General features: G+C 75.3%; 23 protein-coding genes. 7 read left to right on the top strand and 16 right to left on the bottom strand.

The features are described from left to right. Positions 1-220: 220 nt before the first annotated feature. The 7 genes from AB0883_RS25620 to AB0883_RS25650 form a co-directional block, all read right to left on the bottom strand. The gene (locus AB0883_RS25620; RefSeq protein ID WP_366643843.1) at positions 221-874 is read right to left on the bottom strand and encodes a nitroreductase family protein; all 654 of its coding nucleotides are present in this window, start codon (positions 872-874) and stop codon (positions 221-223) included. A gap of 114 nt (positions 875-988) precedes the next feature. Further along, the gene (locus AB0883_RS25625; RefSeq protein ID WP_366643845.1) at positions 989-2,128 is read right to left on the bottom strand and encodes a M20/M25/M40 family metallo-hydrolase; all 1,140 of its coding nucleotides are present in this window, start codon (positions 2,126-2,128) and stop codon (positions 989-991) included. Between the two features lie 368 nt (positions 2,129-2,496). Then, on the bottom strand, positions 2,497-3,309 hold the full coding sequence (locus AB0883_RS25630; protein ID WP_366643847.1) for a SigB/SigF/SigG family RNA polymerase sigma factor: 813 nt from the start codon (positions 3,307-3,309) through the stop codon (positions 2,497-2,499). A 203-nt stretch (positions 3,310-3,512) separates the two neighbouring features. Continuing rightward, positions 3,513-3,980, bottom strand: a complete 468-nt coding sequence (locus AB0883_RS25635; protein ID WP_366643848.1) for a MaoC family dehydratase — start codon at positions 3,978-3,980, stop codon at positions 3,513-3,515. Continuing rightward, positions 3,977-5,149, bottom strand: a complete 1,173-nt coding sequence (locus AB0883_RS25640; protein WP_366643849.1) for an acyl-CoA dehydrogenase family protein — start codon at positions 5,147-5,149, stop codon at positions 3,977-3,979. The genes AB0883_RS25635 and AB0883_RS25640 overlap by 4 nt, the downstream gene beginning before the upstream one ends. Before the next feature lie 34 nt (positions 5,150-5,183). Beyond that, positions 5,184-5,942, bottom strand: a complete 759-nt coding sequence (gene fabG, locus AB0883_RS25645) for a 3-oxoacyl-ACP reductase FabG (RefSeq protein ID WP_366643850.1) — start codon at positions 5,940-5,942, stop codon at positions 5,184-5,186. A gap of 15 nt (positions 5,943-5,957) precedes the next feature. Then, positions 5,958-7,106 (bottom strand): acyl-CoA dehydrogenase family protein, encoded by a 1,149-nt coding sequence (locus AB0883_RS25650; protein WP_366643851.1) that lies wholly within the window; start codon positions 7,104-7,106, stop codon positions 5,958-5,960. 89 nt (positions 7,107-7,195) lie between these two features. Between AB0883_RS25650 and AB0883_RS25655 the strand changes: the two genes are divergently transcribed. Genes AB0883_RS25655 through AB0883_RS25665 form a run of 3 tightly spaced genes read left to right on the top strand, consistent with a single transcriptional unit; the run spans position 7,196 to position 10,398 of the window. Beyond that, the gene (locus tag AB0883_RS25655; RefSeq protein WP_366643852.1) at positions 7,196-7,861 is read left to right on the top strand and encodes a TetR/AcrR family transcriptional regulator C-terminal domain-containing protein; all 666 of its coding nucleotides are present in this window, start codon (positions 7,196-7,198) and stop codon (positions 7,859-7,861) included. A gap of 48 nt (positions 7,862-7,909) precedes the next feature. Then, positions 7,910-9,328: an aldehyde dehydrogenase family protein gene (locus AB0883_RS25660; RefSeq protein WP_366643854.1), complete on the top strand. Its 1,419-nt coding sequence runs from the start codon at positions 7,910-7,912 to the stop codon at positions 9,326-9,328. Continuing rightward, positions 9,325-10,398, top strand: coding sequence for an alcohol dehydrogenase catalytic domain-containing protein (locus AB0883_RS25665; protein ID WP_366643856.1), 1,074 nt, complete (start codon positions 9,325-9,327; stop codon positions 10,396-10,398). Before AB0883_RS25660 ends, AB0883_RS25665 begins: the two co-directional genes overlap by 4 nt. 141 nt (positions 10,399-10,539) lie before the next feature. On the opposite strand, the gene AB0883_RS25670 is transcribed toward AB0883_RS25665, so the two are convergent. From AB0883_RS25670 to AB0883_RS25680, 3 genes are all read right to left on the bottom strand, one after another. After that, positions 10,540-13,263, bottom strand: a complete 2,724-nt coding sequence (locus AB0883_RS25670) for a LuxR C-terminal-related transcriptional regulator (protein ID WP_366643857.1) — start codon at positions 13,261-13,263, stop codon at positions 10,540-10,542. A gap of 98 nt (positions 13,264-13,361) precedes the next feature. Continuing rightward, positions 13,362-13,973, bottom strand: a complete 612-nt coding sequence (locus AB0883_RS25675) for a TetR/AcrR family transcriptional regulator (protein WP_366643858.1) — start codon at positions 13,971-13,973, stop codon at positions 13,362-13,364. 103 nt (positions 13,974-14,076) lie between these two features. After that, positions 14,077-14,844, bottom strand: coding sequence for an SDR family oxidoreductase (locus AB0883_RS25680; protein ID WP_366643859.1), 768 nt, complete (start codon positions 14,842-14,844; stop codon positions 14,077-14,079). 134 nt (positions 14,845-14,978) lie between these two features. Between AB0883_RS25680 and AB0883_RS25685 the strand changes: the two genes are divergently transcribed. Further along, positions 14,979-16,199, top strand: coding sequence for an acetyl-CoA C-acetyltransferase (locus AB0883_RS25685; RefSeq protein ID WP_327028774.1), 1,221 nt, complete (start codon positions 14,979-14,981; stop codon positions 16,197-16,199). Positions 16,200-16,265: 66 nt separating this feature from the next. Here AB0883_RS25685 and AB0883_RS25690 read toward each other — a convergent pair whose 3' ends face one another. The 6 genes from AB0883_RS25690 to AB0883_RS25715 form a co-directional block, all read right to left on the bottom strand. Then, positions 16,266-17,549 carry an ABC transporter substrate-binding protein gene (locus AB0883_RS25690; protein ID WP_366643860.1) on the bottom strand — a complete coding sequence of 428 codons (1,284 nt, stop codon included), beginning with the start codon at positions 17,547-17,549 and terminating at the stop codon, positions 16,266-16,268. Positions 17,550-17,644: 95 nt separating this feature from the next. Then, positions 17,645-18,670 carry a branched-chain amino acid ABC transporter permease gene (locus AB0883_RS25695; protein ID WP_366643943.1) on the bottom strand — a complete coding sequence of 342 codons (1,026 nt, stop codon included), beginning with the start codon at positions 18,668-18,670 and terminating at the stop codon, positions 17,645-17,647. An 83-nt stretch (positions 18,671-18,753) separates the two neighbouring features. After that, positions 18,754-19,632 carry a branched-chain amino acid ABC transporter permease gene (locus AB0883_RS25700; RefSeq protein WP_366643862.1) on the bottom strand — a complete coding sequence of 293 codons (879 nt, stop codon included), beginning with the start codon at positions 19,630-19,632 and terminating at the stop codon, positions 18,754-18,756. 25 nt (positions 19,633-19,657) lie between these two features. Beyond that, on the bottom strand, positions 19,658-20,380 hold the full coding sequence (locus AB0883_RS25705) for an ABC transporter ATP-binding protein (protein ID WP_366643863.1): 723 nt from the start codon (positions 20,378-20,380) through the stop codon (positions 19,658-19,660). Beyond that, positions 20,377-21,162 carry an ATP-binding cassette domain-containing protein gene (locus tag AB0883_RS25710; protein ID WP_366643864.1) on the bottom strand — a complete coding sequence of 262 codons (786 nt, stop codon included), beginning with the start codon at positions 21,160-21,162 and terminating at the stop codon, positions 20,377-20,379. Before AB0883_RS25710 ends, AB0883_RS25705 begins: the two co-directional genes overlap by 4 nt. A gap of 198 nt (positions 21,163-21,360) precedes the next feature. After that, complete coding sequence (locus AB0883_RS25715; protein WP_366643944.1) at positions 21,361-22,200, bottom strand: alpha/beta hydrolase; 840 nt, start codon at positions 22,198-22,200, stop codon at positions 21,361-21,363. 311 nt (positions 22,201-22,511) lie between these two features. Between AB0883_RS25715 and AB0883_RS25720 the strand changes: the two genes are divergently transcribed. The 3 genes from AB0883_RS25720 (at position 22,512) to AB0883_RS25730 (ending at position 25,348) form a co-directional block, all read left to right on the top strand. Continuing rightward, positions 22,512-23,303: a shikimate dehydrogenase gene (locus AB0883_RS25720; RefSeq protein ID WP_366643865.1), complete on the top strand. Its 792-nt coding sequence runs from the start codon at positions 22,512-22,514 to the stop codon at positions 23,301-23,303. A 218-nt stretch (positions 23,304-23,521) separates the two neighbouring features. Next, positions 23,522-24,394, top strand: coding sequence for an STM4015 family protein (locus AB0883_RS25725; protein WP_366643867.1), 873 nt, complete (start codon positions 23,522-23,524; stop codon positions 24,392-24,394). 6 nt (positions 24,395-24,400) lie between these two features. Next, complete coding sequence (locus AB0883_RS25730) at positions 24,401-25,348, top strand: STM4015 family protein (RefSeq protein WP_366643868.1); 948 nt, start codon at positions 24,401-24,403, stop codon at positions 25,346-25,348. Position 25,349 lies beyond the last annotated feature (1 nt).

A 25,349-nucleotide genomic window follows, 5' to 3' on the forward strand; every position in this document is an offset into this window, starting at 1 on the left:
GTCGGACGGCCCCTTCGACACGGGGGGCGGGGCCCGCCGGTGTTCAGCCGACGACCTCCGCGCGGCGGCGGTCGTACCAGCACCCGGTTGCCCCGCTCCGGGCCAGCTGCGCGTCGCCGGGCCGGATCCAGGTGTCCCGGCGGCCGGCGCCCATCGGACGCACGGAGCGTGCGCCACTTCCGCGCGGGACCGGGCACGGCCGGCAGCCGCGGACGGGGCGTCACTGCCGGATCAGGACCTCCGGCAGCGGCTTGCGGACCAGGTCCGGCACCGTGGCGTCGGGCGCCGGATACCCCACCGGCATGACCAGGTACGCACGCTCCTCCGGCGGCCGTTCGCACACCTCGTTGAGGAAGCGCATCGGGCTCGGCGTGTGGGTCAGGGTGGCCAGGCCGGCGTGGTGCAGCGCAGTGATCAGCACGCCGACCGCGATGCCCACGGACTCCTTGACGTAGTAGGGCTTCGGGGACCGCGGGCCCTGGTGCACCTCGAACACCACGATCACGACCGGCGCCACCTCCAGGAAGGGCTTGTGCCAGTCCGTACCGATCGGGGCGATCGCCTCCAGCCACTGCGCCGGCGCGCGCCGGGCGTAGAACTCACGTTCCTCGGCCTCTGCGGCCTCCCGCAGCCGCCGCTTCCGGGCGGCGTCGGTGACCACGACGAACCGCCACGGTTGCAGGTTGGCGCCGCTCGGCGCGGTCGCCGCCGCGCGGACCGCCTCCTCGATCACCTCCATCGGCACCGGCTGGGGCGAGAAGTGTCGGATGGAACGTCTGGCGGCCATCCGGTCGGCGAAGGTACGCGCGCGACGCACCATGTCCCCCGCCCCCATCGGCGAGTCGGGTGCGAGGTCACCGGTCGTACGAACCATGAGCGCCTCCCCGGGCGATCGACGGATTCAGCATCGCCCAGCGGCGCGGGGCGCGTTTACGAAACCGTGCGGACTTCGACCGCCGAGCGGCGGACGCCACGCGAGCGGGGCGGTTCACCCGTCCGCCGGCGAGCCCTGGGCGGCGGGTACGGCGCCGAGCGGTCCCTCGGCTGCCTGGTCCTGGTCGGGCGCGGCGAGAAGCCGGGCCACCAGGGCGGCCAGCAGCGCGGTGCGCTCCGGCATCCTCGCGACGTCCACGTACTCGCCGCGGGCGTGCGGCAGGCCCCCCACCCCGCCCAGCCCGTCCAGGGTGGGCACGCCGAGCGCGCCGGTGAAGTTGGCGTCGGAGGCGCCCGGGGCGGCGACGCCGCGCACGGCAGGCAGCCCGAGCTCCGCCCCCACCGACTGCGCGATGCGCAGCAGCGATGCCGACACGGAGGCCGGCAGCGGGTACCGGTTGATCCCACCGCCGACCGTCAGCCGCGCGTCGGGCAGCCGGGGGGTCAGCTCGCGGACGAGTCGGTCCACCCGGTGCAGCTCCTCGCGGGTCCAGGCCCGCACGTCGACGCAGAGGACCGCGGACTCGGGGACGACATTCGTCATCGTGCCGGCGGAGAGGACCGTCGGGGTCACACTCGTCTCCCCCGCGGCGAAGGACTGCACCGCGAGGACGTGGTGCGCGAGCTCCACCCCGGCGTTGACGCCCCGGTGCGGCTCGACGCCGGCGTGTGCCGCCCGGCCCCGCACCGCGATCCGGTAGACGGAGCCGCCCTTGCGGGCGACCTTCAGATCGCCGCCCTCGGTGCTCGGCTCGCCGACCAGCACCGCCCCGGAGCGGCGGGCCTGCTCCTCGATGAGCGGTCGGGAGGTGCCGGATCCGCTCTCCTCGTCGCAGGTGAGCAGCAACCCCACCCGCGAGGTGTCCGGCAGCAGTTCCAGCGCGGTGAGCATCTGCACGATCCCGGCCTTCATGTCGCAGACGCCGGGCCCCGTGGCGGTGCTTCCGGTGATCGTGAAGGGCCAATCCCGGATGGTGCCCGCCGGCCAGACCGTGTCGTAGTGCCCGAGCAGCAGCACGCGCTGGTCGGGCGCCGCCCAGAGCAGGTGCGGCAGTCCGTCGAGGACCACCCGACGCCCCCGCCGGCCCAGCGCGGCGTCGCCCCACGCCTGGAGCAGCTCGGCGCAGGCGGTGAGTTCCGGGCCCGGACCCGGCGGCGACTCGCAGGTCACCAACCGGCGCAGACGCGCCGTCATCACCGCCGCCCGGGCCCGCGCCCCACGCCGAAATACATCGACATCCACCATGGTCTGATGGTGGCACCGCCGCCCCCGGCGACCACAGGGCACGATGCCGAGACCGCACGGACGCGGTGGTGCGGCGCCCAACACGACACCCTGGAAGACAGGGCGGAACGGCCGATCGCCCCGGTCTTGCGTCGGGGGCGCCGGCCGGCGGCGGTCAGGTCGGGAACCCGCCGGGGCCGAGGACCGCGACACCGGGCCGGCCACCGGCAGCGACGATCCGGGAGGCCGGAAACGGACTCGTCCGCCCCGCCGGGTACGGCGGGGCGGACGAGGACGGTACGCCCGGGCGGGACGGCGACGCCGCGCCACGGGATGTGTCAGCGGCTGCCTTCGAGCTGGCCGCGCAGCTTGCCCAGCGCGCGGGCGAGCAGTCGGGAGACGTGCATCTGGGAGACGCCGACCTGCGCGGCGATCTCGCTCTGGGTGAGGTTGCCGTAGAAGCGGAGGGTGAGGATCTTCTGCTCCCGCTCGTCGAGGGTGGCGAGGGCCGGGCCGAGGGCGACCCGCAGCTCCGCCAGCTCGTACTCGCTGTCCTCGGCGCCCAGGGTGTCGCCCAGCTCGGTGGCGCTGTCGCCGTCGCCGATGGGGGTGGACAGGGAGACCGCGTTGTAGGCGCGGGCGCCTTCGAGCCCCTCCAGGACCTCTTCCTCGGTGACGCCGAGGTGGGTGGCGATGTCGGCGACCGTCGGCGCGCGGTTGAGGGTCTGGGTGAGGGTGCCGTTGGCCTCGGAGATGCGCAGCCGCAGCTCCTGGAGGCGGCGCGGCACGCGGATGTTCCAGGTGCGGTCGCGGAAGTGACGCTTGATCTCACCGAGGATCGTCGGGATGGCGAAGCCGGCGAAGTCCACGCCCCGGGAGGCGTCGAACCGGTCCACGGCCTTGATCAGCCCGAGGGCCGCGGTCTGGGCCAGGTCCCCGTTGGGCTCGCCGCGCCCGCTGTAGCGGAAGGCGAGGTGGTGGGCCAGCGGCAGCCACGCCTCGATCACCCGCGCCCGCAGCGCCGGCCGGTCGGGGTGCCCCTCCGGCAGGGCGGCGAGGGCGGCGGTCAGCTCGCTCGCGCGGGTCTCGTCACCGGAGACCGTGGTGGCGGTGTCGGTGGTGGTGCTCGGCGCGGTCGTCGTGGTGATCATGCTGCCCTTCCTGTCCCACAGATGCGGCGACGCCGGGAACCGACGACCGCAGTGCCACCACCCTAGACCAACGGCCGCCGCCATATCAACCGAACGGCCGATGGATGAAAGCGACATAAGCTCCCGAAGGAGGCGCGAAGGGTGTGGCTCCCGCCACGCGCGGCCGGAGCCGCCGGCACCCAGGAGCCCGCCGGCCCCACCGTTCAGGAGGCCGGCGGCCCCACGTAGAGCCGGCTCACCGTCTCGGCGACGCAGACCGGCTTGCCGCCGGCGTCGCACTCCACGCTCGCGGCGGTGACCAGCTGCACCCCGCCGGCCACCGGGGACACCTCGGCGATGGTGGCGACGGCCCGGACCGCCGCGCCGACCCGCACCGGAGCGGGGAACCGCACCCGGTTCAGCCCGTAGTTGACCCCCATCCGCACGCCCCGCACCCGGTAGAGCCGGCCCACCAGCGCCGGCAGCAGGGACAGGGTCAGGAAGCCGTGCGCGATCGTGCCACCGTACGGGCCGGCGGCGGCCCGCTCCGGGTCGAGATGGATCCACTGGTGGTCGTCGGTGGCGTCGGCGAACAGGTCGACGCGCCCCTGCTCGATCCGCTGCCACGGCCCCGGGCCGAGGGTCTCCCCCACCGCCGCGGCCAGCTCGTCGACGGAGTCGAAGGTCCTCATGCCAGGTGCCCTCCCAGTCGGGTGTAGCCGCGCAGCAGGTCCCGCGCGATGATGAGCCGCTGCATCTCGTCGGTGCCCTCGAAGATCCGGTAGAGCCGGACCTGCCGGTACCACCGCTCGACGGGCAGTTCGCGGGTGTAGCCCATGCCGCCGTGGATCTGGAGCACCCGGTCGACCACCCGGTTGACCATGCCGGCGCCGTAGAGCTTCGCCATCGAGGAGGCGTGCCGCGGGTCCATGCCCTGGTCCACCGTCCAGGCCGCCCGCAGGATGAGCCAGCGGGCCGCCTCCAGCTCGGTCTCGGAGTCGGCGATCATCCACTGGATCGCCTGGTTGTCGCCGATGGGCCGGCCGAACGTCTGCCGGGTGGTGGCGTGGTCGATCGCCATGCGCAGCGCCCGCTCGGCGATGCCGACGGCGTGCGAGGGGATGGTGTAGCGCCCCTTGCCGATCCACTCCATCGCGAGGGTGAAGCCCTGGCCGGGCTCGCCGAGGATGTTGCGCTCCGGCACCCGTACGTCGTCGAAGACCAGCGCGGCCGGGCCACCTTCACCCATGGTCTGGATGAACTCCGAGCGCCAGCCCATCGCCCGGTCCACCAGGAAGGCCGTGGCGCCACCGTTGCGGGCCCCCTTCTCCCGGTCGGTGACCGCGATGACGATGGCGAAGTCGGCCTCGTTGCCGCCGGTGATGAAGGTCTTCTCGCCGTTGAGCACCCAGTCGCCGCCGTCGCGGCGGGCGCTGAGCCTGATGTTGGCCGCGTCGGAACCCGCGCCCGGCTCGGTGATCGCGAAACAGCTGCGCCGCTCCCCCTCGATCGTCGGGATGAGGAACTCCCGCTTCTGTTCCTCGTTGGCCCGGAACAGGATGTTGTCGGCCTCGCCGCCGAAGCGGAACGGCACGTACGAGCGGCCGAGCTCGGTCCAGATCAGCGACTGGGTGACGGCGGGCAGGTCCATGCCGCCGTACTCCTCGGGGGTGGCCAGCCCCCAGAAGCCGAACGCCCGCGCCTTGAGCTGCAACTCGCGCAGCTCGTCGGGCTCCAGCCCGGGCCGGTGGGCGCGTTCGCGCCGCAGCAGCTCCGGCTCCAGCGGCATGACCTCCCTGGTGATGAAGTCGCGGGCCGTGTCGCGGATGGCCCGTTCGGTGTCCGAGAGCGCGAAGTCCATGTCCCCTCCGGGTCGGTGCGGTCGGGTGCGCGACTCAGCGCGCGCCGCCGTTGACGTACAGGGTCTGGCCGCTGACGTACGAGGCGTCGTCGCTGGCCAGGAAGGCGATCACCGAGGCGATCTCGGCCGGCTGGGCGACCCGGCGCAGCGGGGTGTGCTCGGCGACCGCCCGCTGGTGCTCCTCGGGGCTGCTGCCGACCCGCTCGGCGGTGGCGGCGGTCATCGCGGTGGCCACGTAGCCGGGGGCGACCGCGTTGACGGTGACGTTGAACGGGCCCAGCTCGACGGCCAGGGTGGCGGTCAGCCCCTGCACGCCGGCCTTGGCCGCCGCGTAGTTGACCTGGCCCCGGTTGCCCAGCGCGGAGCGGCTGCTGAGGTTGACGATCCGGCCGTAGCGGGCGGCCACCATGTGCTCCTGCGCCGCCTGGCAGCAGAGGAACATGCTCGTCAGGTTGGTCCTCAGCACCGCCTCCCACTCGGGCAGCGGCATCCTGAACAGCAGGTTGTCGCGGGTGATCCCGGCGTTGTTGACGAGCACGTGCAGCCCGCCGTACGCCTGGACCACCTGCTCGGTCATGGCGGCGACCGCCGCGGCGTCGGTCACGTCGCAGCCGATGCCGACGGCCCGGCCACCGGCGGCGGCGATCTCGTCGGCGACGGCCCGGCTGCGCCCGGCGTCGAGGTCGACCACGGCGACCGCCGCGCCCTCGGCGGCCAGCCGGTGCGCGGTGGCCGCGCCGATGCCCTGCGCGGCGCCGGTGACGACGGCGACCCGGTCGGCGAATCTGGTCACGGTTTCTCCCTGGCTCTAGAAGGCGTTGACGCCGGTGAGCGCACGTCCGATGAGCAGCTGCTGGATCTGGGTGGTGCCCTCGTAGAGGGTGGCGACGCGGGCGTCGCGCAGGTACTTGCCGACGGGGTACTCGTCGATGTAGCCGTACCCGCCGAAGACCTGGACCGCGTTGTTGGCCGCGCGGACGGCGGCCTCGCTGGCGAAGAGCTTGGCCATCGACGCCTCGGTGGCGAACGGCTGGCCCCGGTCGATCAGGTCCGCCACCCGCCACACCAGCAGCCGCGCGGCGTCGGTGTCGACGGCGATGGCCGCGAGCAGTTGCTGCACGAGCTGGTGCCCGGCGATGGGCTTGCCGAACTGGGTGCGCTGGCCGGCGTAGCCGACGGCCGCGTCCAGGCAGCCCTGGGCGATGCCGACGCAACCGGCGGCCACGGACATCCGGCCCTTGGCCAGGGTGGCGAGGGCGAGCCGGAAGCCGGCGCCCTCCTCGCCGAGGAGGGCCGACTCCGGCACCCGTACGCCGTCGAGGCGCAGCTCCCCGGTGGCCTGCCCGCGCAGGCCCAGCTTGCCGTGGATCTCCCGCCGGGTCAGGCCCGGGGCGTCGGTGGGCACCAGGAAGGCGCTGATGCCCCGGTGTCCCGGGCCGCCGGTGCGGGCGAAGACCAGCGCGACGTCGGCCGTGGTGCCGTTGGTGATGAACATCTTCGCGCCGGTGATCAGCCAGTCGCTGCCGTCGCGGACCGCCCGGGTGGTCAGCGCGGCGGCGTCGGAGCCGCTGTCCGGCTCGGTCAGCGCGAAGCAGCCGAGGGCGGCGCCGGAGCAGAGCCGGGGCAGCCACTGCTCCCGCTGGGCCGGGGTCCCGTGCGCGGCGACGGACTTGGCGACCAGCCCGAGGCTGACCGAGACGATGCCGCGCACGGCGGAGTCGCCCCGGCCGAGCTCCTCCAGCACCAGGCAGTAGGAGAGGTGGTCGCCGCCCGAACCGCCGTCGTCCTCGCCGATGGTGAGCCCGAGGAAGCCGAGGTCGCCGAGCTTGCCGACGATGTCGGGGTCCACGGACTCGCGGCGGTCCCAGGTGGCCGCGTGCGGCGTCACCTCGCGGTCGACGAAGTCCGCGGCGAGCCGGCGGACCGCCGCCTGCTCGGCGGACAGTTCCAGATCCATGAGGCTTAAACTAGCGGTGCAAGTTTAATTCCGTCCAGACCCGGTTGTGGCAGAGTCTGCGACGGACCACCCGAGCGAAGGAGGACCGGATGCCCCGGCCGCGGCAGGCGCTGCTCAGCCGGCAGCGGATCGTCGAGACCGCCGCCGCGCTGATCGACGCCGAGGGGCTGGAGGGCTTCTCCACCCGCCGGCTGGCCGCCGAACTGGGGGTACGCGGACCCTCGCTCTACAACCACTTCGCCACCAAGGACGAGATCCTCGACGCGGTGGCCGACAGCGTCACCGGCCAGGTCGACGTGTCGTTCTTCGGCAGCGTCGACTGGCGGGAGGCGCTGCGCCGGTGGGGGCACTCCTACCGCGCGGCGCTGGCCGCGCACCCGAACATCGTGCCGTACCTGGCCCGGGGGCCGGGGCGCCGGCCGGCGGCGCTGGCCATGGCCGACGCGGTCTACGGCGGACTGGTCGCCGCCGGCTGGCCGCCGGCCCGGGCGACGCACATCGGCGCGCTCATGCGCTACTTCGTGGCCGGCTCGGCGCTGGGCTCGTTCGCGCGGGGCTTCGTCGAGGACCCCGGGCTGTACGCGGAGCAGTACCCGCACCTGACCCAGGCCCACCGGCTGGCCGAGCACCAGCAGCGGGTGGACGAGGGCGCCTTCGCGCTGGGCCTCGACGCGCTCATCCACGGGCTGTCGCGCACCTACGAGGAGCACATCGGGCCGCTGCCACCCCTCCCGCCGGCCGGCGACGCGTACTAGAGTCAAAACTTGCGCTGCTAGTTTTGGCCGACGTACGTGAGGGGCAGGATGGATCTCGCACGGACCGACTTCTACCTCGACGGACAGTGGCTCGCCGCCGGCTCCGGGGAGACCGTCGCGGTGCGGAACCCGGCGACCGAGAAGGTGATCGCGACCGTGCCGGCCGGCACGGCGGCCGACGTCGACCGCGCCGTCGCGGCGGCCCGGGCCGCCTTCCCCGGCTGGGCCGACACCGCGCCCACCGAGCGGGCCGCCCGCCTGGACCGGCTGCACGCCGCGCTCTCCGCCCGGGCCGACGAGATCGCCCGCACCGTCGCCCTGGAACTCGGCACCCCGCTGAAGGTCGCCACCCGGGTCCAGGCCGGCCTGCCGCTGACCGTCCTGCACAGCTACGTCGAGCTGGCCGCCCACCCGCCGGCCGACGAGACCGTCGGCAACTCGCTGGTGGTCCGGGAACCGGTCGGCGTGGTCGGGGCGATCACCCCGTGGAACTACCCGCTGCACCAGGTCGTCGCGAAACTGGCCCCGGCCCTGGCCGCCGGCTGCACGGCGGTGCTCAAGCCGAGCGAGCTGACCCCGTTGACGGCGTACCTGCTCTTCGACGCGATCCACGAGGCCGGCTTCCCGCCCGGGGTGGTCAACCTGGTCACCGGCACCGGCCCGGTGGTCGGCGAGGCGATCGCCGCGCACCCGGACGTCGACATGGTCTCCTTCACCGGCTCGACGGCCACCGGCCGGCGGATCTCCCACCTCGCCGCCGACCGGATCGCCCGGGTCGCCCTGGAACTCGGCGGCAAGTCGGCCAACGTCGTCCTCGACGACGCCGACCTGGCCACGGCCGTGAAGGTGGGGGTCGGCAACGCCTTCCTCAACTCCGGCCAGACCTGCACCGCCTGGACCCGCCTGCTGGTGCACCGCGACCGCTACGACGAGGCCCTCGACCTGGCCGCCAGGGCTGCGGCGGGCTACCGGCTCGGCGACCCGTTCGACCCGGCCACCCGGCTCGGCCCGCTGGTCTCCGCGGCGCAGCGCGAGCGGGTCCTCGGCCACGTCGCGCGGGGTCTGGCCGACGGGGGGCGGCTCGTCGCCGGCGGGCCGGACGCCCCGCTGCCCGAGCGGGGATACTTCGTCGCCCCGACGGTGATCGCCGACGTCGACCCCGACAGCGCCCTGGCCCAGGAGGAGGTCTTCGGCCCGGTGCTCGCGGTCATCCCGTTCGCCGACGAGGACGAGGCGGTGGCCGTCGCCAACAACTCCCGGTACGGACTGGCCGGCGCGGTCTGGTCGGCCGACGGGGAACGGGCGCTGCGGGTGGCCCGGCGGATGCGCACCGGCGCCGTCGACGTCAACGGCGCCCCGTTCAACCCGCTCGCCCCGTTCGGCGGCTACAAGCAGTCCGGCCTCGGCCGGGAGCTGGGCCGGCACGGGCTCGAGGAGTTCCTCCAGGTCAAGGCCATCCAGCGATGAGGGCGCTGGTCGTACGGGCCGTCGACGCCCCGCTGCTGGTGGAGGAGATCGAGCTGCCGGCCCCCGGCCCGCACGAGGTACGGGTCAGCGTCCGGGCGGCGGGCGTCTGCCACTCCGACCTGTCCATGGTCGACGGGACGCTCGCACCGCCGTACCCGCTGGTGCTCGGGCACGAGGCGGCCGGGGTGGTGGTCGAGGTCGGCGACGCCGTCACGCGGGTCGCGCCCGGCGCGCACGTGGTGCTGAACTGGGCCCCGCCGTGCCGCGGCTGCTGGTACTGCGGGCGGGACGAACCGTGGCTGTGCGAGCGCACCGGGTCGCCCTCGGCCCCCCGGGGACGTACGCCGGCCGGCGAGGCGCTGCACGTCACGCTCGGCCTCGGGGCCCTCGCGGAGGAGGTGGTGGTGCCGCAGGACGCCGTCATCGAGGTCCCGGCGGAGCTGCCGTTCGAGGCGGCGGCGCTGCTGGGCTGCGCCGTGCTCACCGGCGTCGGCGCGGTCCGCCGCACGGCGGGGGTGGCCCCCGGCGAGTCGGTGGCCGTGATCGGCCTCGGCGGGGTGGGGCTGTCGGTGGTCGCCGCCGCGCGCGCTGCCGGCGCCGACCCGGTGCTCGCCGTCGACGTCTCCCCGGCCAAGGCGGCGCTGGCCACCGCAGCCGGCGCCACCGACTTCCTGCTCGCCGACGAGTCGCTCAGCCGGGCGGTCCGGCAGCGGACCGGGGGCCGGGGCGTCGACCACGCGCTGGAGTGTGTCGGGCGCAGCGCCACGATCCGCACCGCCTGGCGGGCGACCCGCCGGGGTGGACAGGTGACCGTCGTCGGCATGGGGGCCAGGGACGACATCGTCGGGCTGGGCGCGCTGGACATCTTCCACTCGGCCCGGACCCTGCGTTCCTCGGTCTACGGCTCCTCCGACCCGGACCGGGACGTGCCCGAACTCGCCCGGTCCGTGCTCGACGGCACCCTCGACCTCGGCTACCTGATCACCGACCGGACCACCCTCGACGGCGCCCCCGAGGCCTTCGCCCGCATGTCCCGCGGCGAGGGCGCCCGCACCGTCATCCTCCCCTGACCCCTCCCCTCTTCCCCGCCGCCGCCCGCAGGCGCCCTCCGGCGTCGATCATGGACTTGTGGTGGGCGGTCAGTGCCAATTCGCGGCTTTCGCGGGACACCACGACTGCATGATCGGCGCGGGTCGGGGGGCGGGCGGGGGTCAGGAGAGGGCGCGGGCCAGTTCCGTGCGGGAGCGGACGTTGAGGCGGTGGAAGATGTTGCGGAGGTGATGGTCGACCGTACGGGTGGAGAGGAACATCCGGGCGGCGATCTCCCGGTTGGTGGCGCCCTCGGCGACCAGTTGCGCGATCCGCAGCTGCTGGCCGGTCAGCAGTCGCGCCGCCGACTCCTCCGGCGGCCCGACCGACTCCCCGGCCGCCCGCAGCTCCGTGGTGGCCTGTTCCGCCCAGGTGGTCGCCCCCAGCAGGGTGAACGCCTCCCGGGCGGCGTGCAGGTGCTCGCGCGCCGCGCGGGGACGGCGGCTGCGGCGCAGTTCCCGGCCCAGGAGCAGCTCGGTGCGGGCGCGCTCGAACGCGCCGGCGTCCGTCGGGTGCAGCCGCAGGGCGGTGCGGAACTCCCGCTCCGCCTCGGCGCTGCCCCGGGGCGCGAGCAGCCCGTGGCAGCGCGCGGAGAGGGCCCGGCGCGACGGGCTCGCCGTACTGCTGGCCCACCTGTCGAAGACGGCGAGGGCGGCGCCGGCCGCCGGCCGGTCCGCGACGGCGGCGGCGGCCTCCACCAGGTACGGGGTGGCCATCACCAGGACCAGCACCTGCCCCCGGCCCGTGCCGGGGCAGGCCAGGGCGGCCAGTCGCGCGGCGGCGGCGGCCGGCCGGTTGTCGACCAGGTCGAGCACCGCCAGGGCCCACTGCGCCAGGGCGCGGGGCCGGCTGTGCGCGCCCGGGTCCTCGCCGATCTCCCGGATCCGGCGCAGGGCGGTGTCGCGGTCGGCCCGGACGGCGGCCAGCACGGCCAGCATGCCCAGGTGCACGCCGGCCCAGTTCTCCTGGCCGGTGTCCCGGGCGAACCGCAGCCCCTCCCGGGAGCTGTCCGTCGCGGCCTCGTGCCGGCCCAGCCAGTACTCGGCGGCCGCCCGCAGCTCCAGGGCGCGCGGCAGGGCGGACAGCTCGCCGCGCTCGCGGGCCAGCTCGACGGCGCGCTCGGCGAGCCGGTGCGCCGCGCCGTCCACGGCCACGAGCAGCCCGGCCGCCGCCGCGCAGGTCAGGGCCCCGGGGGTCAGCGCCGGCCCGGTCAGCTGCCCACCGAGGACGACCGCCCGGCGCAGGGCGGGCCCGGCCTGCTCGTGGTCGCCGCGCAGGGTCGCCGCGGTCCCGGCGACGTAGGCGCTCAGCAGCTCGGTCGCGGGCGGGTCGTCGGGGCGACGCAACAGCTGCGCGCGCCGGGCGACGTCGGCGTAGCGGTACTGGTCGCCGGTGAAGCAGGCGGCCTCGCCCGCCCGCACCAGCGCGCCGAGGGCCAGCGCGCGATCGGTGCCGGCCAGCGCCTCCGCCGCGGCCAGCAGCGTGGCGGGCGCGGACCGGGGCCGGCCGGCACGCAGCTCCAGCTCGCCGCGCAGCAGCCCGGCCCGGCCCGCCTCGGTGGCGTCCACGGCGGCGGGCAGGTTCCCCAGCAGCAGTCGGGCCCGGTGCGTCCGGCCGGCCGACCAGGCGTACCGGGCGGCGGCCACCAGCCGGGCGGCGGCGCGTGCCGGGTCGTCGGTGAGTTCGGCGGCCCGTTGCAGCGCGGCCGAGGCCGCCGTTCCCGCGCCCTCGCACTCGGTCGCGGCCTGCTCCAGCTCGGCGGCCAGGGCCGGGTCGGGCCCCTGGGCGGCGGCGGCGAGGTGCCCCGCCCGGCGCAGCCGGTGCCCGGCCCCGTCGAGCACGCCGGCGAGCAGCAGGTGCGCCGCGCGCCGCTCGGCCAGCGGCGCGGCGGCCCGGACCACGGTCCGGACGAGGGGCTGCGGGAAGGTCACCCGTCGCGGCTCGACGCGGACCAGGCCGGCGAGTTCGGCCGGCGCGAGCGCCTCGACCGCCGTGCCGGCGACCCGGGCGGCCCGGACCAGGGTGGCCGGCTCCCCGTCCTCGTCGAGCGCGGCGAGCAGCAGGACGCGGCGGGTGTCGGCCGGCAGCCGGTCCAGGCGGGCCCGGTAGGCGCGGCCCAGCCTGCCGTCGGGCGGGGGCGTCTCGGGCACCGGTTCCTCCCCCCGGCACTGGCCCGGGGTGAGTACCTCGGCCAAGTCGACGAGGGCCTGCGGGTTACCCCCGGCCGCTGCGGCGAGCGCGGCGGCCACGGGCGGTGCGGGCGGCCGGCCGGCCAGCCGGTCGGCGAGCAGTGCGGCACAGTCCCGGTCGTCGAGCGGACGGAGCCGGTGCCGGGCTATCCCGCCGAGGGGGACGTCCGCGGCCGTGGTGAGCAGGACGGCCACCGACGACCGGCGCAGCCGACGGGCGACGAACGCCAGCGCGTCCGCGGTGGGCTGGTCGCCCCGGTCCACGTCGTCCATCGTGCACAGCAGCGGACGGTCCCGCGCGGCGGCGGCGAGCAGGCCGAGCACGGCCAGGGAGAGCGCCAGGCGCCGGTGGACGGGGCAGCCCGCGCCGGCCAGCGCCCGCAGCAGCACCCGCCGCTGCTGTTCGGGGAGCGCGCCGGCCCGGTCGAGCACCGGGTCCAGCAACCGTTGCAGCCCCGCGTACGGCAGGGCCGCCTCCTCGGGCAGCCCGGTGCCGGCCAGGACGGTGCAGCCCTCGGCGTGCCGGTGGGCGTAGTCGACCAGCGCGCTCCGGCCGGATCCGGGCTCGCCCTGGACCAGCAGCGCTCCCCCGCCGGTGGGCAGGTCACCCAGCAGGCGCCGGATCGCGGCGCACTCGTCGGCCCGGCCGTGCAACACGGCTAATTGCACTGACGATGCAGTAACCATGCAATCGAGTGTTACCTATCGGTAGCCCCGATGGAAAGACCGGCGGCGCCGCCTTCCCGCGTCGCGCGTCAGCGCGGGCCGACGTCGGCCAGCAGGGCGGCGACCGTGCGGGTCATCACCGCGCGGGCCTGGTCCACGCCCAGCCCCAGCCCGTCGCGCAGCATCGACCAGGCCGGCCACATGCTCGCGGCCACCAGGGCGTGCACCACCTGGTCCCGGTCCGGGCCGGCCTGCTCCAGCTCGGCGGCGAAGAGCTGCTCGACCTCGTCGCGCACCCGCGCGATGTGCTTGAGGCGGTTGCGGCGCAGCTGCCCGGAGACCGGCTCGCGCATCTGGGCGGCGCGGGCCGACGGGGCGATGAGCTGGAGCAGCCGGGCCCGCTGCCGGCAGTACGCGTCGATCCGCCGGGCCAGCGGCAGCGCCGGCGAGATCGGCCGGTGGGCGGCGTCCTGCTGCCGGAGCAGCTCCGCGCCGCTGGCCTCGAACAGCGTCTCCATGTCCTTGAAGTTGGTCCAGAGCGTCCGCAGCGAGATGCCGGCCCGCTCGGCGATGCGCTCGCCGGTCGGGCGCAGGTCGCCCTCGGAGATGAGCGCCAGGTGCGCCTCGACGATCGCCGCCCGGGTGCGTTCGGCCCGCGCGGTCCGGCCGTCGACCCGGACCGGCGCCTCGGCACCGCCCATCCGCGCCCGCCTCCTCATCGCCGTCACGTCGCCCGTACCGCCGCGCCGAGTCTAGCCGCGGGCGGCGCGGCGACCGGCCGGCCCCGGCCCGGGCCCGGCGCGGTCATCCGGCGGGCCGGCCGGCGAGGCTGACCCCACCGTCGAGGACGAGGGTCCGCCCGGTGATCCAGGCCGCGTCGTCGGAGGCGAGGAAGGCGACCGCGCCGGCCACGTCGCGCGGCAGCCCGAGGCGCCCCAGCGGGTACGCCCGGGCGACCTCCTCCTCCCGGCCCTCGTGCAGCGCCGCCGCGAAGCGGGTCTTCACCACGGCGGGCGCGACCGCGTTGACCCGGACCTTCGGGGCGAGTTCGACGGCCAGGCACGCGGTGAGGTGGTCGACGGCGGCCTTGCTCACCCCGTAGAAGGCGATGCCGGGCGACGGGGTGCGGCCGGCGATCGAGGAGACGTTGACCACGCAGCCGCCGCGCCCGCCCATCCCCGCGGCGACCTGCTGCACCCAGCCGAGTGTGCCGACCAGGTTGACGTCGAGGATCTTGCGGGCCGCCGCCAGGTCCAGCTCGACCAGCGGTCCGTACGCCGGGTTGATGCCGACGTTGTTGACCAGCACGTCGACCGGCCCGAACGCCTCGGTCACGGCGTCGACCGCCGCCCGTCGGTGCCCCGCGTCGTCGGCCCGGCCGGCGACGGCCACCGCGTGGGCGGGCCCGCCCAGGGCCGCGACCGCCTCGGCCAGGGCCTCCGGGTGCCGCGCGGTCAGTCCGACGCGGGCGCCCTCGGCCACGAGCCGGCGGGCGACGGCGAGGCCGATGCCGCGGCTGGCGCCCGTGACGAGGGCGACCCGGCCCGCGAGTCGGCCCGAATCTGCATTCACGATGCAGATAGTAGGAGGGCGATCGGCACCCGTCAACGACGGAACGTCGATGGACAGGTCACATTCCATTGACAGCACTTCGGCATAACAGCACTGTCGATGCAGATAGTTTGCCCTCCGGAGAGGACGCTCCCATGCCCGAAGCCGTCATCGTCGCCGCCGCCAGGTCACCGATCGGGCGCGCGCGCAAGGGCTCCCTGCGCGACCTGCGCGCCGACGACCTGGCCGCCACCATCGTGCGCGCCGCCCTCGACCAGGTGCCGGCGCTCGACCCGCGCGAGATCGACGACCTGATGCTCGGCTGCGGACAGCCGGCGGGCGAGCAGGGCCACAACCTCGCCCGGGTGGTCGGCACCCTGCTCGGGCTGGACCACCTGCCCGGCACGACCGTCAACCGGTACTGCTCGTCGTCGTTGCAGACCACCCGGATGGCCCTGCACGCCATCCGCGCGGGCGAGGGCCACGCCTTCCTCTCGGTCGGGGTGGAGTGCGTCTCCCGCTACGACCGGGGTCGCGCCGACGGGCACCCCGGCACCACCAATCCCGCCTTCGCCGGGGCCCTGGAGCGCACCGCGACCAGGGCGGCCGGCGACCTGTCGGGCTGGCACGACCCGCGCGAGGACGGCGAACTGCCGGACGTCTACGTCGCGATGGGACAGACCGCCGAGAACGTGGCGCACCTGCGCGGGGTGTCCCGGCTGAGCCAGGACGAGTTCGCCGTACGGTCGCAGTTGCTGGCCGAGAAGGCGATCGCCGACGGCTTCTGGGCCCGCGAGATCACCCCGGTCACCGTCCCCGGCGGGGCGGTGGTGGCCGCCGACGACGGGCCGCGCGCCGGGGTGACCCTGGAGGCGGTGGCGGCGCTGCCGCCGGTGTTCCGGCCCGACGGCACGGTGACCGCCGGCAACTGCTGCCCGCTCAACGACGGCGCCGCCGCGCTCGTCGTGATGTCGGACGTGCGGGCGCGGGAGCTGGGCGTCACCCCGCTGGCCCGGATCGTCTCCACCGGCCTGAGCGCCCTCTCCCCCGAGATCATGGGGCTCGGGCCGGTGGCGGCGTCGCGGCAGGCGCTGCGCCGGGCCGGCATGTCCGTCGACGACGTCGACCTCGTCGAGATCAACGAGGCGTTCGCCGCGCAGGTGCTGCCCAGCGCCCGGGAGCTGGGGGTCGACTGGGACCGGCTCAACGTCAACGGGGGCGCGATCGCGGTGGGTCACCCGTTCGGCATGACCGGCGCCCGGATCACCACCACGCTGATCAACTCGCTGCGCTGGCACGACCAGGAGATCGGGTTGGCGACCATGTGCGTCGGCGGCGGCCAGGGCATGGCGATGGTCGTCGAGCGGCTGAGTTGACGCCGGCCGGGCGTGGCGGGCCGGGAGACCGACGCGCCACGCCCGGCCCGTGCCGGGTGCGACCGGTCAGGAGGCCGTCGGCACCCCGTTGGCCGGCGGCGTCACCGGCGGGGCGGTGTGCTCGCGTACCGGACCGTCGCCCTCGTCCGTCTCGTACGTCGGCCCGAAGTAGGCCTGCGTCCCGCCGCTCACCCGGGTCAGCCGCTGCCCGCCGTAGCCGGAGTGGTCGGTGTCGGAGTAGCGCAGCGGGGCCAGGCCGGGCCCCTGGTAGCCGCCCTTGCGGACGGCCTCCGTGACCGCCTCGCGGGTGAGGTCCTTGCCGGCGGCGAGGAGCACCTGCACGAAGAGGTAACCGACCGCCATGCCGTAGACGGTGTTGCCGTCGAACGGCGCGTCCCCGTTGTACTCCTTGTTGACCTTGGTGAAGAGCTGGATCCACGGGTCGGCGGCGTCGTTCTGCATCGGCAGGTAGTTGGCGCCGACCATGCCCTCGAGCAGGCCCGCCGCGGCGCCGAGCTGCTTGGCCAGCGTCGGGTGGTCGCCGCCGACGTTGGAGACCAGCCACTGCGGCTTGAAGTTCAGCCGGGCGGCGGTGCCGACGGCCAGGGCGGTGAAGCCGGGCACGGTGGCGAGGATGACCACCTGGCAGCCGGCCGCCTTGAACGCGCCGATCTGGGGTGCCACGTTGGTGTTGCTGGTGACGTACGTCTGCTTCGCCGCCACCGCGCCGGCGCCGAGCACCTTCTCCACGCCGACCAGGCTGTCCCGGCCGAAGTCGTCGTCCTGGCCGAGGAAGCAGACCTTGCGCCCCGGCAGGCTGGTCTTCACGTGCTGGGCCAGGATCTTGCCCTCCACCGTGTAGTCGGGATTGAAGCCGAACGTGCCCGGATACCGGTCGGGCTGGTCCCAGCTGCGGCTTCCGGAGGCGACGAAGAGGTCGGGCACCCGGTTGCTCTTGAGGAAGTCGAGCACGCCGGTGTGGGTCGGCGTGCCGAGCCCGTTGAGGATGGCGAAGACCTTGTCCTGCAGGACGAGCTGGCGGACCACCTGCTGCGTGTTCGCCGGGTTGTAGCCGTCGTCCATGATCTTGTAGGTGATCTTCCGGCCGTGCACGCCCCCGTTGGCGTTGACGTGGTCGAAGTACGCCTTCGTGGCGGGAGCGATCTTCGAGTAGCCGGCGGAGGCCGGACCGGTGAGCGGCATGTGCGTGCCGACCACGATCTCGGTGTCCGTGACGCCGGGGACCGTCCCCCCGCCGCCGCCACCGTCGTCCCCGGTGCAGGCGGCGGAGGCGACGAGCAGGGTGATGGCGGTGGCGAGCGCGAGGCCGCGCCGTGCCGTTCGTGTCATGTCAGACACCGACCTTTCCTCGGTCCGGGTGGTGGTGGGTGGTCGTGGTGCGGGTGGTGGGTGGTGCGGTGCGGTGCGGACGGCCGGCGGGCGGCTCAGGACCGCCGGCCCGCCCGGCGCGCGGAGACGGCCCGGGCCAGCCGGGACAGCAGGCCCTGCACGCCGCCGGGAGCGGCGATCATGACGACGACCAGGGTGAGCCCGAAGATCGCCAGCGGCAGGTTGCCCTCGACCCGCTGCGCGACCGCCGGCGACAGGGTGAGCTGCTCGGTGAGGGCGTGCGTCAGGTCGGGCAGGGCGACCAGCAGGACGGCGCCCCAGGCGGCGCCGGCGAGGCTGCCCAGCCCGCCGATGACGACCGCCATCAGCAGGAACAGCGACAGCGTCAGCGAGAAGGCCCCGGGCGACACGCTCTGCGCGAGGACCGCGAGCAAGGCGCCGCCGAGCCCGGCGCCGGCCGCGCTGACCACGAAGGCGAGGACCTGGGTGCGGGCGACGTGGATGCCGGCGAGGCGGGCGGCGACCTCGTCGTCGCGGACCGCCCGGAAGGTGCGGCCGTACCGGCTGCGGACGAGGTTGGCCAGCAGCAGCAGGGCCAGCAGGGTGGCCGCGGCGGTCACCCAGAGCTGCCAGCGCTCGTAGGGGAAGTACGCGCCGAGGGCCGCCGGCGGGGGCTCGACCGGCACCGCCAGCCCCTGCTCGCCGTTGAACACGCCGTCGAAGGTGACGGTCAGCGCCGGCACCACGACCGCCACGGCCAGGGTGACGCCGGCCAGGTACGGGCCGCGCAGCCGGGCGGCGGCCACCCCGACCACGGCGCCCACCACGAGGGTGGCCAGGACGGCGGCGCCCAGCGACACCGGGAGCAGCCAGCCGCCGGTCAGCCCGGCGTCGGCGAAGGCGTTCTGGCACAGGGCCACGGTGTACGCGCCGGTCGCCATCAGCGCGCCGTGCCCCAGCGAGAGCTGACCGTTGAGCCCGGTGAGGACGGTCAGCCCGGCGGTGGCGCACAGGTAGGCGGCCACGGTCGCGAGCTGGAAGTTGCGGAACGGCTCCAGCCCGTAGCTGGCGGCCACCAGCAGCAGCGCGGCGACGGCCGCGAGGCCGAGGTGACGCAGCAGGGTCGAACCGAGGCGGGGCTCGGCGGGGCCGGTGCGGTCGATCCGCGCCTTCGTGTCCGGCGGGGTCACCGCCCGGGTGGCGCTCACACCCGCCTCGCCGCGACCGGGGCGAACAGCCCGCCGGGACGTACCAGCAGCACCGCCAGCAGCAGCACCAGTACCGCGAGCGGGGTGACGTCGCTGCCGGCGTAGCCGCTGACGTAGGAGAGCAGCAGGCCGACCGCGAGGCCGCCGACCACCGCCCCCGGTGGACTGTCCAGCCCGCCCACCACGGCGGCGGTGAACGCCGAGACGAAGACCAGGTCCATCGCGTGCGGGTGCAGGCCCAGCTCGGTGGGGATGACCAGCATGCCGGCCAGGGCACCGACCCCGGAGGCCAGCGCCCACCCGAGGGTGAGCATGCCGCCGACGTTCACCCCGAGCAGCCGGGACACCTCGGGGGCGAACGCCGCCGCGCGCATCCGCAGACCCACCGCCGTGCGGGTGAAGGTCCAGGCGAGCCCCACGACCACCACCGCGACCGCCGCGAAGACGAACAGGTCGTACGGCGACAGGACGGCGACGCCGCCCACGGTCAGCGCGGTCCGGGAGAACGGCGTCGCGGCGGGCAGGAACTCGCTGCCGTACGCCATGCCGAGGACGGCCTGGATCAGCAGTACCAGCCCCAGCGCGACGATCACCGGGTTGAGCGGCGAGGTGTGGTCGACGAGGCGCATGACGACCAGGTCCACCGCCGCGCCGAGGAGCAGCCCGGCGCCGAGCGCGGCCAGGAAGCCCAGCCAGTACGAGCCGGTCGCGGCGGAGACGCTGTAGGCCACGTAGGCGGTGGCGACGGCCATCGCGCCCTGCGCGAAGTTGACGATCCGGGCCGCCCGCCAGATGAGCACCAGCGCCAGTGCGAACGCGGCGAGGACCGCGCCCCTGGACAGGCCGTCGAGGGTGAGGAAGACGAAGCGGTCCAACGGTCCTCCTTGCGGGGACGAGGGTTCAGAAGCCGAGGTAGGCGTGCCGCAGGTCGGCGTCGTCGCGCAGCCGGGCGGCCGGGGCGGTGGTGACGACCCGGCCCAGGGACATCACCACGCCCTGGTCGGCGACGGACAGCGCGCTGCGCACGTTCTGCTCGACGAGCAGGACGGTCAGCCCGGTGTCGTCGCGCAGCCGGCGCAGCAGGGCCATGGTCTGGGCGACCACCCGCGGCGCCAGGCCGAGCGACGGCTCGTCGAGCAGCAGCAGGCGGGGCCGGCCGACGAGGGCCCGGCCGAGGGCGAGCATCTGCCGCTCGCCGCCGGAGAGCTGGTGCCCGGGGTGCCGTCGCCGCCGGGCCAGCGGCTCGAAGAGCTGGTAGACCTCGTCGAGGGCGCGGGCCGCGTCGGCCCGGTCGCGCCGCCACAGCCCGCCGAGGCGCAGGTTCTCGTCCACCGTCAGCTCGCCGACCACCCCGCGGCCCTCCGGCACGTGGGCCATGCCGCGCCGCACGAGCTGCTCGACGGGGACGCCGCGCAGGTCCTCCCCGGCCAGGACGACCCGGCCGGCCGCCGGACGCAGCATGCCGGACAGGGCGCGCAGCAGGGTGGTCTTGCCGGCCCCGTTTGCGCCGACCACCGCCGCGATGGCGCCCCGCGTGACGGTGAGGTCGATCCCGTGCAGCACCGGCGCGCCGCCGTAGCCGGCCACCAGGCCGCGCACCTCGAGCAGGCCCTCGCCGGTCATGCGGCGGCCTCGTCGACCGCCGCGCCGAGGTAGGCGTCGGCGACCGCCGGGTCGTCGCGTACCTCGTCGGGGGTGCCGGCGGCGATCACCCGCCCGAAGTCGAGCACCACGATCTCGTCGCAGACGGACATCACCAGGTCCATGTGGTGCTCCACCAGCAGCACCGCGCAGGGGTCGGTGTCGCGCCGGGGCAGCCCCCGGATCAGCTCCGCCAGCTCCGCGATGTCGTCGCCGCCCAGGCCCCCGGCGGGCTCGTCGAGCAGGAGCAGCCGGGGACGCGCGGCCAGCGCGCGGGCCAGGGCGACCCGCTGGCGTACGGCGAAGGGCAGCGTGCCCGGCGCGGCGTCGGCGTGCCCGGCGATGCCCAGGGTGTCGAGGACGTCGAGGGCGTGCCGGCGCAGCCGGCGCTCGTCGCGGTCGCTGCGGGGCAGGCCCAGCAGGGCGGCGAGGAAGCCGGCGCGGGCCGTGTGGGTGGCCCCGGTCATCACGTTCTCCAGCACGGTGAGCCCGGCGAAGAGCCCGGTGCCCTGCAACGTGCGGGCGACGCCCAGCCGGGTCAGCCGGTGCGGGCGCGGGCGCAGCGGCCGGCCGTCGAGGCTCAGCGAGCCCTCGTCCGGCGTGACGAAGCCGCAGACGACGTTGAACAGCGTGGTCTTGCCGGCCCCGTTGGGACCGATCACGCCGACCACCCGGCCGGGCGGCACCCGCAGCGAGACGTCGTCGAGGGCGGTGAGGCCGCCGAAGCGGACCCCGATGTGGTGCAGTGCGAGCCCTTGCTCCATCACCCGTCCCCCCCGGCAGCCGCCAGTATTTACACTGGGAGTGTACGTTTCTGACGTGGGCCGTCAATAGCTTCGATGCCCTGGACGCACACGCTCGTCGGTCGCCGCCCCGACCGGGACGGCGACCGACGGTTTCTGCACCGGGCGGGCAGCCACGTGCCGAGGGGCGACCGCGGGTGACGGTCGCCCCGGCAGGCGTCAGGCGCTCGGGCAGGTGTTGCGGTACTCCTGGATGGCGGAGCCGGTCGGGCCGGGGCAGAGGAACTGCTCGTAGCGGGTGTCGTCGTCGACGAACCGCTTCAACCAGGCCACCGCCTGCCGGGCGGTGGGCGTGTTGACCGTCTGCGGGAAGAAGTGGCTCGCCCCGTTGAGCTCCAGGTACGCCTTCTCCGACGAGGCCGGGATGCTGGTGTAGAACGGCTCCGAGTGCGACGAGACCGGCGCGACGCTGTCGCTCTCGCCGCCGATGATCAGCGTCGGCACCCGGACGTCGGACCAGGACTTGTCCAGGTTCCACGGCGCGAGCGGCACGGCGGCCTGCAACGACGGCCGGGCGACCGCGGCCTCCAGGCTGCCGCCGCCGCCCATCGAGTGGCCGGAGACGGCGAGGCGGCTGGCGTCGATCCGGCCGCGCACCGAGCTGCGCTGCGTCAGGTAGTCGAGCGCGGCGAGCAGCTGCCGGCCGCGGCTGTCGGGCTGGTCGAGGCGCGTGTTGGTCTCGATGCCGATCACCACGAAGCCGTGCGAGGCGATCCGCGGACCGAGCCAGTCGATGCTGGACCAGGCGGCGGTGTAGCCGGGCGAGATGGCGACGGCGCCGAAGGTGCCCTCGGCGGTGCTGGTCGGGTAGTAGATGACGCCCCCGCCGAAGCCGGTGACGCTGAGCGAGGAGACGCTCTGCGACGCGGTGGCGAACGGGCCGCGGCTGGCCTCCAGCAGGGCGACGCTCGGGGCGGGACCGCGCTCGTACGGGTTGTCGGCGGCCTGGGCGGCCGGCGGCGCGGCCAGCGCGCCCACCGTGGCGAGGACGGCGGCCACGGCCAGCCCGGCGAGGCGGGTGGCGGGACGGGGACGGGCGGTGGTGGTGGGTGATGACACGTCGGGCACTCCCTACAGGACGGGGCATATCGACATGCATCAGTCTTGGGTGGCGCCGACGGCACCGCATCGGTGAAATCACCAGTCCCGTCCACCACCTCCTGATCCGCGCCGACGGCCGGCCACGATCCCGTACCGCTTGGCCGGCCGGCGCGCCGACGCCCACGTCGGGGCGGGCACCGCCGTCGCGTAGGGTCGGCACCGCCCCGGTCCGGCCGCGCCGGACGACCCCTGCCCCCGCGGGAGACGCCATGACCGAGATAGGCGGCGCCACCCGGGTGTACGCGCTGCTCGGCGACCCGATCGCGCAGGTGCGCGCCCCCGGGCTGCTCAACCCGGTGCTCGCCCGGCGCGGCACCGACGCGGTGCTCGTCCCGGTCCACGCGGCGGCGGCCGACCTCACCCAGGTGGTGCGGGGGCTGCAACGGGTGGCGAACCTGCACGGGATGCTGGTCACCGTGCCGCACAAGGCCGCCGCGCTGGACCTCGCCGACCGGGCCAGCGACCGCGCCCGCCTGGCCGGCAGCGCCAACGCCCTGCGGCGCGAGCCCGACGGGACGTGGACCGCGGACACCTTCGACGGCGACGGGTTCGTCCGCGGGCTGGCCGAGGCCGGACACCACCCCCGGGGCCGCCGGGCGTGCGTGGTGGGCGCGGGCGGGGCGGGCAGCGCGATCGCGGTGGCCCTGCTCGACGCCGGCGTGGCGGAGCTGCGGCTGAGCGACACCGATCCGGACCGGCTGGAGACGCTGCGGCGGCGGCTCTCCGCCGCGTACCCCGGCCGGGTCGGCGCGACGGCGCGACCGCGCCTGGCCGACGCCGACCTCGCGGTCAACGCCACGCCCCTGGGGCTGCGCCCCGACGACCCGCCGCCGTTCGCGGTGGCCGACCTGCCGGCGGACGCCGTGGTCGCCGACATCATCATGACGCCGGCGGAGACGGTCCTGCTGGCCGAGGCGCGGGCCCGGGGCCTGCGGGCGCATCCCGGCGAGCCGATGCTCGCCCACCAGATCGACGCCTACCTCGCGTTCTTCGGGCTGTGACCGGCCGGCGGCCGGAGTCGGGAGACCGGCAGCGCCGCCCGGCCACCCCGGAACGCCGGCCGACGTCGACGGCCACCGCCGGTCGGCTCGCTGATCATCTTGTCGGGCGGACCTGTTACCGTCGCGCCGCCGCTGCACCAGTCGGACCGGAGGTAGGCGTGATCAGCTCGCACGTGTCGTCGTTCGTCGGATTACCGGTAGTGACCTTCACCCCGGGAATGACACTTCCCGACGATCCGTCGGCGGTCGCCTGGCGCCTGGAGGTCGAGGAGCACGACGCGGAGGCCGAGGAGTTCCTCGGTCTCGTGCGGGCGCTGCGGGAACAGGTCCCGCCCGACTCGGTGCGCGCCCTGGTGATCGGCGAGTGGGGCGAGGCCTACGAGCGGCCGTTGCCGATCGAGCCGCTGGTCGAGGCGGCCGGGGAGTGGACCGGGCTGCGCGCGGTCTTCCTCGCCGACCTGACCTACGAGCAGTGCGAGATCTCCTGGCTCACCCACGGCGACATCACGCCGCTGCTCGCGGCGTACCCGTCGCTGGGGGTGCTGTGGGTGCGCGGGGCCCAGGGCCTGCGGCTGGAGCCGATCCGCCACGCCGAGCTGCGGGAGCTGCGGTTCGAGTCCGGCGGGCTGCCGGCCGGGGTGGTCCGTGCCGTCGGCGCGTGCGAGCTGCCGGCCCTGCACCGGCTGGACCTCTGGCTCGGCAGGAGGGACTACGGCGGCGACGCGAGCGCCGAGGACCTGGCCGGGGTGCTCTCCGGCGCCGGCCTGCCGGCGCTGCGGTACCTCGCGGCGTGCAACGCCGAGATCGCCGACGCGGTGGCGGCGGCCGTCGCCACCGCGCCGATCGTGCCCCGGCTGGAGGCGCTCGACCTGTCGATGGGGACGCTGACCGACGAGGGCGCGAAGGCGCTGCTGGCCGGCCAGCCGCTGACCCACCTGACGCGGCTCGACCTGCACCACCACTTCCTCTCGGAGGAGACGGCCGCCGCCGTGGTCGCCGCGCTGCCGGGCGTGCAGGTCGACCTGGCGGACCCGCAGACCGCCGAGGAGCACGGCGGCAAGCTCTACCGCTACACCGAAGTCGGGGAGTGAGCGGCGATGACCTTCGGTTCCCACGCAGAGCACTTCGCCGGCCGCCCGGTGGTGAACGTCCCCGTCGACGGGCCGCTGCCCACGGTGGACGGCCCGGTCTCGTGGCGGTTCGCCCTCTGGCACTTCAACGAGAGCATGGAGTACAAGCTCTCGGAGGAGTTCCGCGTCGCGTTCGACCGGTTCGTCGCGCAGGCCGGGCCGTCCGTGGAGTCCCTGGTCATCGGCTCCTGGGGCTACGCGGCGTTCCACACCGCCCCGATCGCGCAGCTCTGCGCGGCGGCGTCGCGCCTGCCCGCCCTGCGTGCCCTGTTCCTCGGTGACATGACTGTGGAGGAGTGCGAGGTCTCCTGGATGAAGGTGGGCGACGTCAGCCCGCTGCTGACGGCGTACCCGCAGCTGGAGGTGCTGCGGGTACGCGGTGGCGAGAACTTCGCCTTCTCCCCCGTGCGGCACGCGCGGCTGCGGGAGCTGGCGGTGGAGAGCGGCGGGCTGTCCCGGGCGTTCGTCGGCGCGGTGCTCGACTCCGACCTGCCCGCGCTGACCGACCTGGAGCTGTGGCTCGGCACCCCCGACTACGGCGGCGACGCGCGGGTCGCCGACCTCGCCCCGCTGCTGGCCGGGGAGCGGTTCCCGCAGCTGCGCCGGCTCGGCCTGTGCAACTCGGCGATCGCCGACGACCTCGCCCGGGCGCTGGCGTCGGCGCCGGTGGTGCCCCGGCTGCAACGGCTGGACCTGTCGATGGGCACGCTCGGCGACGAGGGCGCGGCGGCCCTCCTGGCCGGCCAGCCGCTGACCCACCTGGCCGAGCTGGACCTGGCCCATCACTACCTGTCGGAGGAGACGGCCGCCGCCGTGGTCGCCGCGCTGCCGGGCGTCCGGGTGGACGTCTCCGACCCGCAGGAGCCCGACGAGTACGACGGCGAGAGCTACCGCTACACGGCGGTGTCGGAGTGAC

The sequence above is a fragment of the Micromonospora sp. NPDC047812 genome (genome assembly GCF_040704175.1).
Taxonomy (GTDB): domain Bacteria; phylum Actinomycetota; class Actinomycetes; order Mycobacteriales; family Micromonosporaceae; genus Micromonospora.